General features: G+C 44.7%; 18 protein-coding genes and 1 pseudogene. 10 read left to right on the top strand and 9 right to left on the bottom strand.

Going from position 1 to position 16407, the window contains the following annotated elements:
• Positions 1 to 17: 17 nt before the first annotated feature.
• The 5 genes from AB4486_RS12585 to AB4486_RS12605 all read left to right on the top strand — a co-directional run bounded on the left by AB4486_RS12585 (position 18) and on the right by AB4486_RS12605 (position 4156).
• On the top strand, positions 18 to 323 hold the full coding sequence (locus AB4486_RS12585) for a chaperone NapD (protein ID WP_017062612.1): 306 nt from the start codon (positions 18 to 20) through the stop codon (positions 321 to 323).
• On the top strand, positions 320 to 2809 hold the full coding sequence (gene napA / locus AB4486_RS12590; RefSeq protein WP_017062613.1) for a periplasmic nitrate reductase subunit alpha: 2490 nt from the start codon (positions 320 to 322) through the stop codon (positions 2807 to 2809). Before AB4486_RS12585 ends, napA begins: the two co-directional genes overlap by 4 nt.
• Before the next feature lie 125 nt (positions 2810 to 2934).
• Entirely contained in the window at positions 2935 to 3396 is a 462-nt protein-coding gene (locus AB4486_RS12595) for a nitrate reductase cytochrome c-type subunit (RefSeq protein ID WP_017062614.1), read from the top strand.
• A gap of 29 nt (positions 3397 to 3425) precedes the next feature.
• Positions 3426 to 4007, top strand: a complete 582-nt coding sequence (locus AB4486_RS12600; RefSeq protein WP_009845456.1) for a NapC/NirT family cytochrome c — start codon at positions 3426 to 3428, stop codon at positions 4005 to 4007.
• A gap of 11 nt (positions 4008 to 4018) precedes the next feature.
• Entirely contained in the window at positions 4019 to 4156 is a 138-nt protein-coding gene (locus AB4486_RS12605) for a TIGR02808 family protein (protein ID WP_010430103.1), read from the top strand.
• Between the two features lie 437 nt (positions 4157 to 4593).
• Here AB4486_RS12605 and AB4486_RS12610 read toward each other — a convergent pair whose 3' ends face one another.
• Positions 4594 to 5277, bottom strand: coding sequence for an SH3 domain-containing protein (locus AB4486_RS12610; protein ID WP_372117291.1), 684 nt, complete (start codon positions 5275 to 5277; stop codon positions 4594 to 4596).
• 117 nt (positions 5278 to 5394) lie between these two features.
• Between AB4486_RS12610 and AB4486_RS12615 the strand changes: the two are divergent.
• A pseudogene (locus AB4486_RS12615) lies at positions 5395 to 5942 on the top strand (hypothetical protein).
• Between the two features lie 268 nt (positions 5943 to 6210).
• A complete protein-coding gene (locus AB4486_RS12620; protein ID WP_017062621.1) occupies positions 6211 to 6453 on the top strand; it encodes a hypothetical protein in 243 nt (80 codons plus the stop codon).
• A gap of 169 nt (positions 6454 to 6622) precedes the next feature.
• Here the strand turns inward: AB4486_RS12620 and AB4486_RS12625 are convergent, their stop codons facing one another.
• Positions 6623 to 7081, bottom strand: coding sequence for an Lrp/AsnC family transcriptional regulator (locus AB4486_RS12625; RefSeq protein WP_017062622.1), 459 nt, complete (start codon positions 7079 to 7081; stop codon positions 6623 to 6625).
• A 149-nt stretch (positions 7082 to 7230) separates the two neighbouring features.
• On the opposite strand from AB4486_RS12625, the gene AB4486_RS12630 reads away from it, so the two are divergent.
• Entirely contained in the window at positions 7231 to 8160 is a 930-nt protein-coding gene (locus tag AB4486_RS12630) for a DMT family transporter (protein ID WP_017064490.1), read from the top strand.
• Between the two features lie 158 nt (positions 8161 to 8318).
• Complete coding sequence (locus AB4486_RS12635) at positions 8319 to 8783, top strand: hypothetical protein (RefSeq protein ID WP_017062624.1); 465 nt, start codon at positions 8319 to 8321, stop codon at positions 8781 to 8783.
• A gap of 48 nt (positions 8784 to 8831) precedes the next feature.
• Here the strand turns inward: AB4486_RS12635 and AB4486_RS12640 are convergent, their stop codons facing one another.
• From AB4486_RS12640 to AB4486_RS12665, 6 genes are all read right to left on the bottom strand, one after another.
• Positions 8832 to 10205: a sensor histidine kinase gene (locus AB4486_RS12640; RefSeq protein ID WP_372117293.1), complete on the bottom strand. Its 1374-nt coding sequence runs from the start codon at positions 10203 to 10205 to the stop codon at positions 8832 to 8834.
• 66 nt (positions 10206 to 10271) lie between these two features.
• The gene (locus AB4486_RS12645; protein WP_017067448.1) at positions 10272 to 11003 is read right to left on the bottom strand and encodes a response regulator transcription factor; all 732 of its coding nucleotides are present in this window, start codon (positions 11001 to 11003) and stop codon (positions 10272 to 10274) included.
• Between the two features lie 81 nt (positions 11004 to 11084).
• Positions 11085 to 11765 (bottom strand): spondin domain-containing protein, encoded by a 681-nt coding sequence (locus AB4486_RS12650; RefSeq protein ID WP_017072230.1) that lies wholly within the window; start codon positions 11763 to 11765, stop codon positions 11085 to 11087.
• Between the two features lie 9 nt (positions 11766 to 11774).
• On the bottom strand, positions 11775 to 12458 hold the full coding sequence (locus tag AB4486_RS12655) for a spondin domain-containing protein (RefSeq protein ID WP_372117294.1): 684 nt from the start codon (positions 12456 to 12458) through the stop codon (positions 11775 to 11777).
• Entirely contained in the window at positions 12451 to 12591 is a 141-nt protein-coding gene (locus AB4486_RS12660) for a hypothetical protein (protein WP_017067451.1), read from the bottom strand. The genes AB4486_RS12655 and AB4486_RS12660 overlap by 8 nt, the downstream gene beginning before the upstream one ends.
• 266 nt (positions 12592 to 12857) lie before the next feature.
• Positions 12858 to 13199, bottom strand: a complete 342-nt coding sequence (locus AB4486_RS12665) for a YggL family protein (RefSeq protein ID WP_017062629.1) — start codon at positions 13197 to 13199, stop codon at positions 12858 to 12860.
• A gap of 254 nt (positions 13200 to 13453) precedes the next feature.
• On the opposite strand from AB4486_RS12665, the gene AB4486_RS12670 reads away from it, so the two are divergent.
• On the top strand, positions 13454 to 15481 hold the full coding sequence (locus AB4486_RS12670; RefSeq protein WP_102428558.1) for a PhoX family phosphatase: 2028 nt from the start codon (positions 13454 to 13456) through the stop codon (positions 15479 to 15481).
• Between the two features lie 256 nt (positions 15482 to 15737).
• On the opposite strand, the gene AB4486_RS12675 is transcribed toward AB4486_RS12670, so the two are convergent.
• The gene (locus tag AB4486_RS12675) at positions 15738 to 16358 is read right to left on the bottom strand and encodes a LysE family translocator (protein WP_017064486.1); all 621 of its coding nucleotides are present in this window, start codon (positions 16356 to 16358) and stop codon (positions 15738 to 15740) included.
• Positions 16359 to 16407 lie beyond the last annotated feature (49 nt).

A 16407-nucleotide genomic window follows, 5' to 3' on the forward strand; every position in this document is an offset into this window, starting at 1 on the left:
AATAACGAGAGCAATTTATGGCACTAAATGAAGTGCATATATCAAGTTTAGTCGTGCATGTGAGCCCTGAGCATCTAAATGAGATCAAAGCGGAGATCGATCAATTCGATAACGCTGAAATCTACGGAGATAGCCCTGAAGGCAAAATCATCGTGGTCCTAGAAACTGAAAACCAAGGTTTTGTAACGGACACCATCGAAGCAATAAACAACATTAAGAACGTTTTGGGGACAGCTTTGGTTTATCACCAAATCGAAACTGGACTCGACGAAACGGATTTAGAAACTGGAAGTAACAATTCTCAACTTGAGGGTGAAGTATGAAAATGACAAGACGTGCGTTTGTGAAAGCAAACGCAGCTGCATCAGCGGCAGCCGTTGCAGGTGTAACTCTACCGGCAACAGCAACCAACCTGATTGCTAGCTCTGATCAAACAAAAATCACGTGGGATAAAGCGCCTTGTCGTTTTTGTGGTACGGGCTGTTCAGTACTAGTAGGTACTCAAAACGGTAAAGTGGTTGCGACTCAAGGCGATCCAGAAGCTCCTGTAAACAAAGGCCTTAACTGTATCAAAGGCTACTTCCTTTCAAAAATCATGTACGGCAAAGACCGTCTAGAACAACCTCTTCTTCGTATGAAAGATGGTGAGTTCCATAAAGATGGTGATTTCGCACCCGTATCTTGGGACAAAGCGTTCGACGTGATGGCTGAGAAATGGAAAGCTTCACTGAAGAAGAACGGTCCAACAGGTGTTGGTATGTTCGGTTCAGGCCAATGGACAGTAATGGAAGGCTACGCAGCCGTTAAGATGATGAAAGCGGGTTTCCGTTCAAACAACATAGATCCAAACGCTCGTCACTGTATGGCTTCTGCTGTAGTAGGCTTCATGCGCACTTTCGGTATTGATGAGCCAATGGGTTGTTACGATGACTTTGAACACGCAGACGCATTCGTACTGTGGGGTTCAAACATGGCAGAAATGCACCCAGTACTATGGACTCGTATTACAGACCGTCGTCTAAGCCACCCACACGTTAAAGTAAACGTACTGTCTACTTACTACCACCGTTCTTTCGAGCTTGCAGACACGGGTTACATCTTCAACCCTCAGTCTGACCTTGCGATCGCAAACTTCATCGCAAACTACATCATCCAAAACGATGCGGTTAACTGGGACTTCGTGAACAAGCACACGAACTTCAAGCAAGCAACGACAGACATCGGTTACGGTCTGCGTGACGATGATCCACTACAGAAAGCAGCCGCAAACCCTAACTCAGGCGAAATGACTGCTATCTCTTTCGAAGACTACAAAGCGTCTGTTGCTGAATACACAGTTGAGAAAGCGTCTGAAATGTCAGGTGTATCTCAAGAAGACCTTATCAAGCTGGCTAAGCAATATGCCGATCCAAACATCAAAGTAATGTCACTTTGGACTATGGGTATGAACCAACATACTCGTGGCGTATGGATGAACAGCCTTGTATACAACATCCACCTTCTTACAGGTAAGATTTCTACTCCAGGTAACAGCCCATTCTCACTAACTGGCCAACCGTCAGCGTGTGGTACAGCGCGTGAAGTTGGTACATTCGCTCACCGTTTACCTGCCGATATGGTGGTTGCTAACCCTAAACACCGTAAAATTGCAGAAGATATCTGGAAACTTCCAGAAGGCACCATTCCACCGGTACCCGGCGCTCACGCTGTTCTTCAAGACCGTATGTTGAAAGACGGTAAAATCAACGCTTACTGGGTAATGTGTAACAACAACATGCAAGCGGGTCCAAACATCAACACTGAACGTCTGCCAGGTTACCGTAACCCAGATAACTTCATTGTATGTTCTGACCCGTACCCAACGGCAACAGCTCAAGCGGCTGACCTCATCCTTCCAACAGCAATGTGGATTGAGAAAGAAGGCGCTTACGGTAACGCAGAGCGTCGTACACAAGCATGGTACCAACAAGTGAAAACTGTAGGTGAAGCTAAGTCTGACCTATGGCAAATCATGGAATTCTCTAAGCGCTTCACTATTGAAGAAGTTTGGGGTGAAGAACTGGTTGCGAAAATGCCTGAGTACCGTGGCAAAACCATGTACGACGTGCTTTACAAAAACGGCAACGTTGATGCATTCCCACTGTCTGAAGCTCAAGAGCTTAACGACGATGCACAAGCTCAAGGTTTCTACGTTCAAAAAGGTCTATTCGAAGAATACGCAGCCTTTGGTCGCGGCCACGGTCACGATTTAGCACCATACGATCGCTACCACCAAGTTCGTGGTCTACGTTGGCCTGTTGTTGACGGTAAAGAGACACTATGGCGCTTTAAAGAAGGTTCAGATCCATATGCTAAGAAAGGTTCTGATTGGGACTTCTACGGCAAACCAGATGGTAAAGCACTGATCATCAATGCACCATACGAAGCGCCACCTGAAGTACCAAACGATGAATACGATATGTGGCTATGTACAGGTCGTGTTCTTGAGCACTGGCACACAGGTACTATGACTCGTCGTGTACCAGAACTTTACAAAGCAGTACCGGATGCACTTTGTTACATCCACCCTGCTGATGCTAAAGCTCGTGGTCTTCGCCGTGGTGATGAAGTTCTTATCGAAAACAAACGTGGTGAAGTACGCGTTCGTGTTGAAACTCGTGGTCGTAACCGTCCACCACAAGGCTTGGTATTCGTACCATTCTTTGATGCAAGAATTCTGATCAACAAGTTGATCTTGGATGCAACGGATCCTCTGTCTAAACAGACGGATTACAAGAAGTGTCCAGTTAAGATCACTAAGGTCGCTTAAGGACAATATGTTCTTACCACTTAGCTCGTAGATCTGACGTTTTTAATATTGCGACTGCTTTTTTCGTTACTTTTTGAAAGAAGTAGTCCACTCAAAGAATTAGCCTTTAGGCGGAGAAATTAACCATGAAAAAACTGATTACTGCCCTACTATCAGCTGGTCTTTTGCTAGCTGGTGCAGTTCAAGCTGAAGCTGAACTGGATAACCCAGGCGGCATTGGTGGCGTAGAATCTCTACGTGGTGCAAGTGAACTTGAAGCAACTCGCGCAGCAGATGACTTCAAAAAGTTCCCTCGTGACCAAGTACTTGAGAGTGACTACGTATACCAACCACCTCTAGTGCCTCATACTATTCGTAGCTATGAAGTTTCTCTTAACGCTAACAAGTGTCTTTCTTGCCACAGCTGGAAAAACGCAAAAGAAATGGGTGCTACTAAAGTGAGTGTAACTCACTACATGAACCGTGAAGATGCGGTACTTGCAGACGTATCACCTCGTCGTTACTTCTGTCTACAGTGTCACGTACCTCAAGCTAATGCTAAGCCACTAGTTGAGAACGAGTTCAAACCTGTAGATTCACTGCGTTAATCGTAGCCGGACTGTAAGAGAGGCTATATATGATAAAATTACTTAAAGCGTTTTGGAAAAGACTTGCGACACCAAGCAAAGCAGCCGTAGGCGTTGTTTTGTTCTTGGGTTTCTCGGGTGGTCTTTTGTTCTGGGGTGCATTCAACACGGGTATGGAGGCAACCAACACGGAAGAATTCTGTTCTGGCTGTCACGCACCTATCGTTGCTGAAATCCAAGAGACAATTCACTACTCTAACCGTTCTGGTGTTCGTGCTATCTGTTCAGACTGTCACGTTCCTCATGAATGGACAGATAAAATTGTTCGTAAGGTTCAAGCATCTAAAGAGCTATACGCACACTTTATTGCGAAAACCATCAATACTGAAGAAAAGTTCAAAGCACGTCGTGCTCACCTAGCGGAACGCGAATGGGCTCGATTGAAGAAGAACGATTCACTTGAGTGTCGTAACTGTCACCAGTTCGATTACATGGACTTCTCAGAGCAGAGCCCCCGTAGTGCGAAACAACACTCGACTGCGCTAGCTTCTGGTGAAAAAACGTGTGTAGACTGTCACAAAGGTATTGCACACAAACTACCAGACATGCACGGCGTTGAAGGCTGGCAATAAGGAGCGATTGAATGAGTACTTTAGAAAGCGTAATTTGGCACATCCTAGGTTACAGCGCTATGCCAGTTATCATTCTTGGTGGCTTTGCAGGTGTTGCAGCCGTATCTCTTTGGATTTTATCTATGGGTAAAGACAAAGAAATCGATTAACAATCGAGATTCCATCAACTTCTACCAGATAATTCTGATATGAGTTGATACGAAAAAGCCACTGATTTCAGTGGCTTTTTTTATTGTCTGGTGCTTCGTATTTCGACTGTTAAGGTATTCCTACTGTTAAGTAAGAGGCAAAACGTTAAGCTTGGTTTTCCGAAGCTTCTGGATCGACGTTCTCTTTATCGACATCTTCCTTATCAAGAATCGGCAGCACCTGCTTTACGGAATCCCGACAACAATACTCTCATACCATAAAAACTGTAGACCCATTGTTTAAACGGAATAGCCAGATACTGCTTATATCGGATTAAATATAATGAGGTGCCAATAAAGAAGCCCACTCTGCGATAAAGTAAGATTTCAAAAATTTTACTTATGAACGGTAACCCTAAAGAATATTAATACGTCCAACACTTAAAATGGGGCGATTTTTACTTCGTAAATATTTCATTTGTATTTACATCAAGATAAATTTTGTTTTCAAGGGACAACCCACCACAATAAATAAAATATACATCTCGATTGCTGTACTTAACAGATTTCACCCATCCGCCTAATTCTTCAAAATCACTTGGGGCACACTCCCCCTCAGAGATCAGTTTAGCCACCGAATTACGGAATTTTTCTTGATGGATCTTGAGATCATCAGACTTAACCAAATAGGAATCCAATATCTCTTTGCTTTCTTTTTCCGAAATAATGACTTCATCATTCGATAAGCCTGACATAGAGACCCATTCCGCCGTCTGTGGGCCGCCATCTTTAAGGACAATATAGTCTGAGATACGAGCCCATTCTCCCTGTTTCTCGAGTACCTCCACCTTTTCTCCTTTATAGAGGTAATCTGTTATCAAGCCATCAATTTCAGGTTGCTCGACCACTTCAAGCTTTCTCTCCAAAACATAAAATTCCGTCTGCTCGGGTTCAGGCTGAAGATCCATGGTAGGTACAAGGTCAGATTCAGATTGCTCGGTAGCTTCTAACGCCGGCTCTTCCGTTTTCTCTTGTGGGATTGGGTCTTTATTCATGACCAAGAAGTAGTATGCCGCTCCTCCCCCTCCGCCCAATATTAACAACACAAGTAAAGCGATCAGCGCTTTTTTCATCAAATCCACCAGCTCTTCCGTTTTAGGTATCTTTCAAGTGTACATCAACTCATGCTGCTGCTCATCTATACTCTCTATAGAGAACGCAGTAAGTAGAGGAAAGTCATGAGTTTTTGAGGGAAAGTTATCATTGTAAGCGTAACTTTGAGTGCCAATGTCGCTCTAGCGAATCATTGTGACCGTGAAAACTGGCAAACACTGTTGGATCGTCAGCTCTCTTTTGAAGGTCGCTATAGTCAGTACACCAAAGAGTTCAACCAAGTTCTTTCAACCTATGAGTCACAGACATTGTTATCTAAACACTTTAATGAAAAGCAGAGCTTTGGGCAAAGTACGAAGAAAGGTTTAATGTGCAGCTCAATAGTCATATGAATACCGCGTATGACGTCTCCGAGGTTTTGCTACAACAGGCGTATTTTGTGTCTAGTGAACTTGAAGGCGCTGACTCTCTAGCGTATTCATGGCAAGCCGTCGCCAAACACTGCACCAAAGCAAGACTCCCGCGCCAGGCAGAAAGCGCAAAGGTGCACGTACAAAGCTCACAATCACTCTCCCGAGATCTCCATACACTCAGTGAAAAATTCCGTCAGCTGTCTTCGAAATACCGCAGAGAAGCGACGATGATTGATGAAGCGCGCCACATAAACCAACCAGTAAACGATGCGTCAAACTGAAATCACCATTAGATTCTCTCACTCGTTCGACTGGACTTTCCGATAAATATGCTCAATCCCATCCATAATATTCTAAGAACTCGTTAATCAAAGCTTTATCAATAGGTTGTAAAAGTAATGTGCTATCTATCAACAATGAAGTTCAATTTCCGACCAATGCAAGCGAGTATGTGAGATATCCATCACAAAATAGATTTACAAACGCCAGAAAATTGTTATCATGAATCTTCATATAACTTAATAACAAGAAACATTTTGGCTAGGTAATATGCAAAAGACTATGGCTTTCAACTGCTTGAGTAACACGGAATGGACTGCAGAGATAAGAGGTAAACTTTTATCTGTAGCTAAACACATGGAAGAGTTCGGTTCAGTAAGTGAGCTAGAGCTATGTAAGATATTTGGAGAGACAATTTGGAATGACGGCGTGGATTATCATTCACATGCTTTTTCATTCAGAATTAATGCACAAACTGGGGATTGTTCAATCTCTAACTTTAAGTATCACTAAGTTTTGCACCTATCATATACGGAGTACCTTTCACGAGGTGCTCCGTTTTTTATTGCCTGAAGCCTGACACTTAATGGATGATTTTTGATATTGACCGCGCTTCTACTTCAGGAGTAAACCATTTCGTTTTCAGCTCATTCTGCCTTCGTGTTACTGCTCAGAGTTTGGCTTAATCGGTATAAATTGGCAGTGGTGCATTGCCTTTTACTTGTCTTATCGCAAGGTGGGTATGAATATCTTTCACGTTAGAGAGCCTTTGAAGTTTTCTTGTAAATGCCTCGTAGGCCATCAAGTTCGGGCTAACCACTTCTAGCAAATAGTCATAAGCCCCAGATACAACGTGGCAACTGATCACCTCTTCCATCTCTACAACAGCCGCCTCAAACTTATCTATCGACACTTCTTGGTGGTTGTTTAGGCTCACCTCAACAAACACACTCATTGCGATGCCGACTTGTTCTCGTGACAAGCTCACACGATAACCGTCAATAATGCCCTTTTCTTCTAGCCTTTTGACTCGTCTTGCACAAGGCGAAGGTGATAAACCCACTTCATCAGCAAGTTCAGCCGTGGTTAACCTGCCATCTTTTTGTAGCAGTTCGAGAAGATGCCTATCAATTCTATCCATAGTAAATGCCAAACATTAGTTAAATCCGTTAATTATTTGGTGAATATTAGCAGAAATCATCAACGATAGTTCAATTTTAGCCAAAACTTGCCAACCTGTGGCACACCAACTGTTCCATAATGAGTCATCACCCACTCTCCTTCTATATTATGAATCTTGGCTACTTATCTATTACTGTCACCCTACTCATTTGGGCGAGCTTTTTTCTTTCTCTTAAAGGCGGCGCAAATTCAGATTTAACACCTGCCGATATCGCTCTCACAAGATTTCTCATACCGGCTTTGGTGTTATTGCCTTTGATGTGGAAAGCACGCAGCGCAATTGCCGTCGTCCCTAAACGGTATCTAACGGGTATGTTCGTAGGTAGCGGATTACCTTATCTGCTTGTTGCCGGAACGGCCATGCAGTTTGTTCCGGTATCTCATGGCAGTGCTCTTGTTCCGGGCACGCTTCCTCTGTTCGTTACAGGAATTGCGGTACTCTTTTTTAAGCAGCCACTCAGCCGACATCGTGTTGTTGGTTTAGGTTTGGTTTTGCTCGGCATACTGTTGTTTTTAGGGAGTAGCTTAAGCAGCTTCAACTTCGAATACACCAAAGGTCATTTGTTGTTTTTATGCGGAAGCTTAATGTGGGCGATGTTCACCATCTCAGCCCGTGTCGCTAATCTTAATGCGTTAGTCAGTGCCGGTTTTATTTCTCTCTGTTCTACTTTGCTTTTACTCGTCCTAATCCTGACTGGAACCCTCCCAAGCCACCTAATGGACACACCAATCGCTAATTGGCCCTTCACGGAGCTTGCCGTTCATTCAACAGTGCAAGGCGTTGGGGCGGGTTTAATCGCTGCGTTCACTTACCTTTATGCGGTTAATACCTTAGGGGCTGAACGCTCTGCCGCTTTTGGCAGTGCAACACCCGCAGTGGCGACCTTGTTGGCGATCCCACTATTCAACGAGATTCCTGATGCGATGACTTGGCTCGCCCTTGGTTCTATTTGCATCGGCAGTTTGGTCGCGAGCAACATATTCATGAGAAACGACCAGTCGATGCAGTACCAACCGCCAAGCCACAGCAAAGCCTGATACTGCGTTCAAACCTAAATACAGTTCCCCTAAGCATCGATTTTAGGGCTTGTAGTACACAGATAAGCCCACAAACGTAGGCTTATCTAAAATCTGCTTTTTCTGAGCTCGCTTCTCCATTAAACTGTCCGACCTTTTTGCAGATCCAAGAGAACACCATGCAACGCGACTACACCTTAAATTGCTTAATCACCATGCCTCGCCATGAACTAGAAGAATTTAGTTTAAGAATGATTCATCGCCTTGTTCCTGAAGATGCAATGACGGAATTGTTTACGTTCGAGCAAGAAGAAGTCACCAGCGAAGAACGCATGCAATCAGCGAAATTTGACGCAATGCTTCGAATGACAGCTATCGCGCTTGGTGAAGTAAACCTAGCCTTCTCAGAGTCGGATAACTCGCAACAGAACATCGAGCGAATGACTCGCCTACTGCTTTGGCACTTCTACTCAATTTCTTTCAACCTTGAAGAAGCAATCGCAATCGAAGTGCACTGTGAGAAAGTAGAAAAGATCTTAAAGAACGCACCTAAAGATGCGTTTGGCTGGGTTAAAGAATTAACTGAGCTACTTCACTTCTACGCGAAAGTGAACGAAGGCAACGAAGACAGTAAAGACGCTTAACGTTAGTTCTACGTAAGTATACATCGAGCTAAACGAAGGCAGACAGAGCTATACCGAAGGCAAATAAAAGCTTTGCTGAAAGGAGTTCTCTGCCTTTGTTGTTTCTAGCACGCTGTGATGTAACATCAATATCGACTGCGCGATCTTGGTTCCTATTCCCAAAGAACCATTCGGCGCTTCCAGTTCAACCTCATTATGAATCACCACCTTCACCCGTTTGGAATCCGCTTCAAAACCAACATCTAACGACACCACAGTGCCACTTGGGCTATGCCTCAATGCATTATCTAACAGATTCAAAATCAACCTCTCAAGCAGATCACTGTCACCCACAGCCTTGATTCCAATAGGCATATTAATGTTCAACTCAACATTTTTATGGCGATATTTGCTTTGTATCGTTTCTAAGCATTCGCTCATCAGCCCATTGAAATCGATTGAAGCGTATTGATATGTGGGGACAGGATTGTCATGTTTGGCACTATCGAGCAGCGAATGCAGTTGTTCAGACAGTTTATTGCCATTGCGGTAAGCCACGTCAATCAGAGGATCTGAATGTGGATTTTGGATCTTCCATGTTTCTAAGTAACCCAACACACTCGACAGTGGTGTTTTCAAGTCATGACTCAGCTGCAATAAGCTTTGTCTACGATGCGAAGACTGATACTCAAGCTGTAAGAATTGCTGCTGAATGTGTTTCGCCATCAATTGATAAGATCGTGCAATCGGCACCAACTCTGGAACTTGGTGAATAAAGTTGGGGTCAAGACGGAAATCTTGTTCTGCTTGCTGCTGTAGTTTGTTGGTGACGTCTTCGATAGGGTTTAAGAGGCTGCGTTTAACTAATAGATAAGCACCTACGGCGAAACCTAGAATAGAGATCAGCATAAGTCCTGCTAGCGCCATATAAGGTGTGTCGACTTGTGAATTGGCGATCACGGTATGGCGATTACTGCCAATCAAAACGTACAGATACCCGACGGTCGAACCTAGCTCTTCAATCGCTGCTACGGAAAACACCTTACGAGCCCCGGGATTGATCGGATCTTCCCCCAGAATGGGATAAGGCTCGTCGTTTAAAAACTGTTGAATGGGTGCTAAGTCTATCTGGTTGGCTAACACAGTGCCTTCTGGCGCAGCATGAGTCGTAATCTTGCCCTGGCTGTCGAGGAAATAGATATCAAAATCTGGCCCTATCAACATCAAGGTGTGGAAAATGGATTTGAGCGCTTTAGGGTTGTAGTCGGTACCAATCATCAGAGGATTATCATCGCGCATATGAACCGCGAGCTCTTTGTGTAAGCTCTGCTTAGTTCTTTGTTCTATGGTCTCTTTTTGCCAATTATAGGTATAAGCAATCACCACACTCACGAGCAGAAACCACAAACTGGTGAACAACACTAAACGCGATTTGAAACTCATGTTCTCTCCTCGATGGCTCTTAGGTCTTACTGGCCTTTTAGTAAACTTCGGACGCGACACATAGGCCTAAGCTTTCGACTCAAACTTATAACCAACACCCCAAACGGTTTTAATGAAATCATCATCACTATTCGGCATCGCAAGCTTGGTTCTTAGACGGTTGACTGTGCTACACACGGTATGGTGATAGCCAGAGTGATGAGTATTCCAAACATGATCGAGCAGCTCGTCTTTGCTATACACACGCCCCGGGCGGGTTGCTAAGAAATGAAGTAAGGTAAACTCGGTAGCTGTCAGCGGTACGTCTTGGTTATTGAGTGACACCTGATGGCGTTCAGGTTGAATAGTGAGCACACCAAAATTCATAATCGATTCTGCTGTCACAACCTCTTGAGTCGCTGATTCGACATGGCTTAAACGGCGAAGCACGTTCCTCACTCTTGCTTGAAACTCGAGAACGCTGAAAGGTTTCGTTATGTAGTCATCAACACCGGCTTCTAAGCCTGACACCTTATCTAACTCAGCGTCTCTTGCGGTTAGCATGAGTACTGGCGTCCAATCCTCTTGCTGACGCAACATTCGACAGAAATCGAGTCCGTCACCGTCTGGTAAGCCACGATCCAGTACGATCAAATCGAAATGACCCTCTTTATAGAGCGCCTGAGCCTTTTCAATCACATTAGCTCTGATTACGTTATGCCCTTGGAACTTAAGATGCATCTGCACCAGTTCAGCCAAGTCATCATCGTCTTCAACCAACAATATGTTTGCCATCAAATTTACCGCAGCACTATTCATGATCCCTGCTCTATTCTGAGTCCGCCCACCTTTCAATTGACCGGAACAGAGCAGGAATTCTTTCATCGTGCTTTCAACCTGTTACTGAGTTCGAGTAATGGTGATTCTTGCACCGGGGTTAAGGAAACGATGATTTGCACTTAAAGTAGAAGTCGTAAGGCCATCATCTTGGCTGATTACGCCAGAGTGAAAACTCACTATATCGGTGTCGTCTCGTGTGGTATTAAAACCTTCACCACCGCCTGCTGGTCCCGGAATGGTTGCAGCAAGCTCATCGTTCAGCTCAGTTCCCGAATCCCAAACATTCATGTTCATGGTAAAGGTATCACCCACCGCTAATGACTTGAGCGATAATCCGGATTCGCCGACAAACGCATCATTGGTGTTCACCAACATGGAAGCAACTGAGATATACCCTTCTTGATTTGGGTCGACACGAATCGACACCGTGTCTTGCTCACCTGAAAGAATCAGTCCATTGCCTGAGATGCCTTGATAAACATTGGCGTCACTGTCACTGAGCGCAAGCAATTGTGCATTACTACCCCCTTCCGCCAAGTATTCCAGATCGACAGAGGCACTTTGCCCAACTTCAAACAGATCAAAATTCGTATTGTGAGTCAACACCGCGAGTGGTGACATTGGTTGATTGGGGGTGAGGTTAGTAACACTCACATCATAGCGATAGTAATCGTCGTCATCGTCCGGACAACCCGCTAACACAGCTACTGATGCAGCGATAAATAGAATTCTAGCTTTCATACATCCCCCTTACTTCACAACAATGGTGATAGTTGCAACAGGGTTTAACCATCGATGGCTACTGCTATCGAGGTCACTGATGCCGCCCGCCGCATCACCATCACCAATGTTACCTGGATGAATATGAACCTTAGCGTTTGATACTGCCGTTTCTACACCTGTGCCACCAGCGCCAAAGGTAATGAATGGAGGGTTCGGCATACTGCCCGCCAGCTCATCACTGGCTTCTGTGCCTGCGTCATAACCATTTAGAGTCGCTTTGTAGGTGCCCGCTTGAGTTGGGATCTTCCAGCTATCTAGACCAACAAAGCCGTCGTTTGTCGGCAGCAACATTGCACCCAATGATAGGTACTCTAAATCACCAGTACTGATATCAAACGTAGTTGCGACGCCTGGATTGAGGATGCCGGCCGCTGGGTTCTCAACCACCACGCCTCCCGCGTTGGCAATGACACCAGATAAACCTGAAATATCGCCACCTTCGGCCATGGACTCTAGTTCCGAAGAAGCCGTTTCACCCGTTCTAAACATGAACAAGCTTGAGTCATGAGCCGCCGCTAAGATAGGCGTAAAGTAGATCCCTTTCGTTGCATTAGTGACAGTGACTTCAAGCTCAGCAGCCTGAACTTGAGCCGCTCCGAAGGCCAACATAGCCGAGCTGATCACTAAGCTGATTTGAGTACGTTTATTCATTTTGATTCCATCCTTTATCGAGTCCTATCGTTGCCAACAAAACGAATAACAGCGATATACCGTTACCTTTGCCAGAACGAACTGTGGTGTTGTTGACTCTAAGAATGACGATCAAATCTATCAGCAACTTCATTGAATTCTCATAAAACTCTCACAAGTTTATCCAAACTTATTACTGCAAATAAAAATAGCGATAAAGTACTAATATTTAATCGAAAAATATCAATTTATCATTTACGTCAGAAGGGATAGAAAAGAAGATAAAGAATAGAAATGGAACGAATAAAACGCAAAAAGGCCGAATCGATTTAACGATTCGGCCTTTATTCTAGCGTACTGTTGTTACTCTTTCCTAAGCCGTATTTGGCCTTTCAATCGAGCTAACAACACAACATCAAATTAGAACGCGTAGTTTGCGTCAATCAGTTCGCTAACTTCCACTTTGCTTACTTCAGCACGAGCTTCAAGCCATTGAGCAACTTGCAGTTGTTCTGCTTCTGTTACTGAACGGTAGCGCTCAATTGAGCATAAGAAACCTTCAAACAGCTCAAGGCCGCCGCCACCAAAGCACAGACCGATGCTGTCGATGAAATCAATGAACTCATCAATGAACACATCGTATTGATCAAAATCAGTAATCGATGTCTTGCAGCTTACTTCAAAACCCAGAATCGCGAATTCACCTAGGTATAGCTTTTTGCGTAGGCGACGATTTTTGTTTTCGATTTTATCTAATTTCATAACTGCCTCTCTTTTCGTTTGATAAAGCATTTATACACAGTTCCACATCAATCCCCAAGAGTTTTGTATTACACAAGGGTGTTAATGGCAAAAATCGTGCTACAGAAACAAAACCTTAATCAAATCTATAAAAATCTGTCACTTAACTGCTTCACGATTAGTCACACATTGACCCAACTTATTAACCAATTAGTTAGTAGGTGGGTAAGTCATGAATAACGAATAATAAAATCAGCCAATAGGAAGCAGTAAAGATGAGCAAGGAAACATTTGATAGCACTCGTTTTAATAAGAGCAAAAACAAACCCTTCGAAGAAGTTTTAGATGCGAACCTTTCAAGAAGAAATGTTCTCAAAGGCGGTTTAGGCATCAGTGCAATGACGGCGTTTGGTGCTTTTGGTTTAGCAGGCCACAGCACAGCGCACGCGGCGACAGCATCATCTAGCGCACCGCAAAAAAGCACTGCTACACTTGCATTCGAATCGGTTAAAGGCTCACTGACAGACAGTGTCGTTGTGCCAAAAGGCTATACGGCACAAGTATTGGTTCCTTGGGGTACTCCACTTAACAAGCAAGGCAATGCTTGGTTAAAAGATGGAACCAACAACGCACAAGATCAAGCAAACTCACTGGGCATGCACCACGACGGCATGCACTTCTTCCCGCTTAATGGCAACAGCAACGACGGTTTGTTGGTGATTAATCACGAATACATCGACCAAAAAGCACTGCACGCTAATGGTCCTACATACGATGAAGGCAACCGCCCTAGCCTTGATGAAGTACGTAAAGAGATCAACGCACACGGCGTGAGTGTGGTTCGTGTAAAACTTGAAGGCAACCAATGGGTGATGGTCGATAACGATCCTCTGAACCGCCGCTACACAGGCGCGACCGTAATGGATCTGTCTGGTCCTGTTGCACACAGTGAATTTACCAAAACCAAGTTCTCACAAGACGGCAGCCAAGCTCGTGGCACCTTGAACAACTGTGGTAATGGCTACACACCATGGGGCACTTACCTAACGTGTGAAGAAAACTGGCCGGGTTATTTCGTTAACAAAGGCGAGACAACACCAGCGCAAGAACGTATTGGTATCGCTACTGACAAAACACGTTACGGTTGGGACACGCTTTCAGGTAACAAACAAGAACGCCTAGACGAATTTGCTCGCTTTGACGTAACACCAACAGGTGAGTCAGCAATGGACGATTACCGTAACGAAGCACACGGTCACGGCTACATTGTTGAAATCGACCCATACACAGCAAACTCTCGCGCTAAGAAACGTTCTGCACTGGGTTGTTTCCGTCACGAAGGCTGTACGTTTGGTAAGTTGACCGAAGGCGAGCCAATCGTATTCTACTCTGGTCACGATTCTCGCTTTGAATACCTATACAAATTTGTTTCTGAAGAGAAATGGGACCCGCGTGACGCAGAACCGAGTAATCGCCTAAGTGCGGGTGACAAGTACATGGATAAAGGCACGCTGTATGTGGCTAAGTTCAACGATGACGGTTCAGGTACGTGGCTACCACTAACGTTGGGCAGCAAGACTACAAACGGCGGCAAGCTAGGTGATTCATTTGACTCTCAAGCAGCGCTTATCATCAATACAGCGGGCGCTGCCGACCTTGTTGGTGCAACGCCAATGGATCGCCCTGAATGGTGCTCTGTTGACCCAATGACGGGTACGGCTTACCTAACGCTGACTAATAACAACAAGCGTAAAGAAGCGAACTCTGCGAACCCTCGCGTAGACAACAAGTTCGGTCATGTTATCCGTTGGGATGAAGGCAAAACGGCAGGCGAGTTCGATTGGGATATCTTCGTATTTGGTTCACCAGCAGTGGAAGACAAGTCTATTAACCGCTCTGGTCTAACAGACATGAACCAGTTCGCGAGCCCTGACGGCTTAGCGTTTGATGCTCGTGGCATCTTGTGGATTCAGACAGATAACGGCGCAGACGAAGTAACTGGCTACACCAATGACCAAATGCTGGCAGTGGTTCCATCTCAGTTAACGGATGACAACGGCAACAGTGCGGTGATTGATGCAAACAACCAAGCACAGCTTAAACGCTTCTTTGTGGGTCCAAACGGTTGTGAAGTGACTGGCTTTACCATCAGCCCAGATTTCAAGTCACTGTTTGTGAACATTCAACACCCGGCAAACTGGCCATCGTCTGAAGATGCAACCGCACAAACTCAAGGCAAAGTCCGCCCAAGAGCATCTACGGTTGTGATTCGTCGAGAAGACGGCGGTGAAATCGCGGTTTAAATATACAACGCAGGCTAAGATCAGAAACATTTCTGTTATCTAGTCTCTGTTCGCTAGCTAAGTAAAATCAAAAAGAGCGATAAGGCCAAATGCCCTATCGCTCTTTTTATATTCTATGCATTCTTCGGTTTAAGTAAGAATCCGAATTTTCAAAACTCACCGTAATCCTAAGTCGTCATCATCCCACGTACGCGTCACCCTCGAGAAGGAGGAACGACTGAGTCGGGGATCTCTGCTCGTTGTAGGCTAACCAGAATTAGCTCACGAACAACCAAACACCAACGCCCATCATCAACGTACCTGCAATGCGGTTCATCAACTTAACATTGTCGGCTTTGCCCAGCATATGCTTTAAGCTCTTTCCGCCTGTCGCGTATAAGGTCATGCAAACAAACTCAGAAACCAGAATGATTGACACGAGAATGAACAACTGCGGTGCTAAGTCTTTATTGCTGTTAATAAAAGGAGGCAGCAAAGAAATCATAAACGCCCAGCCTTTTGGGTTCGCAATTGCAGTGACAAAACCTTGAACCACCAAGTCCCAATCATTGCTGACTTTTGTTGTTTGGTTGTCAGTACTGATCGCCAGTTTGCCTCTCGAACGCCACATCTGAACGCCTAAATAAAACAGGTAACCCGCACCAACAAATTTAAAGCCCGTAAATAGCCATGGGTAATTCAACATGATCGAAGCGATACCCAATACCGCGGCAATAGAAACCACAGCGACACCAGCCAGTTCACCGATCATCATCCATAATGTACGCTTGTATCCAACACTCATTCCAAGTGTCAACGCCAAAGTCATACACATACCGGGCGTGATTGACACGAAGAAAAACGTGGGAATAAAAGCCCAAAGTAGTGCGCTATCCATATTATTACCTTATCGACTTGTTTTTATTTATTAGTTCTTGTTTCTTGAT

This window comes from Vibrio sp. 10N.222.55.C6 (genome assembly GCF_041473395.1).
Classification (GTDB): domain Bacteria; phylum Pseudomonadota; class Gammaproteobacteria; order Enterobacterales; family Vibrionaceae; genus Vibrio; species Vibrio crassostreae_C.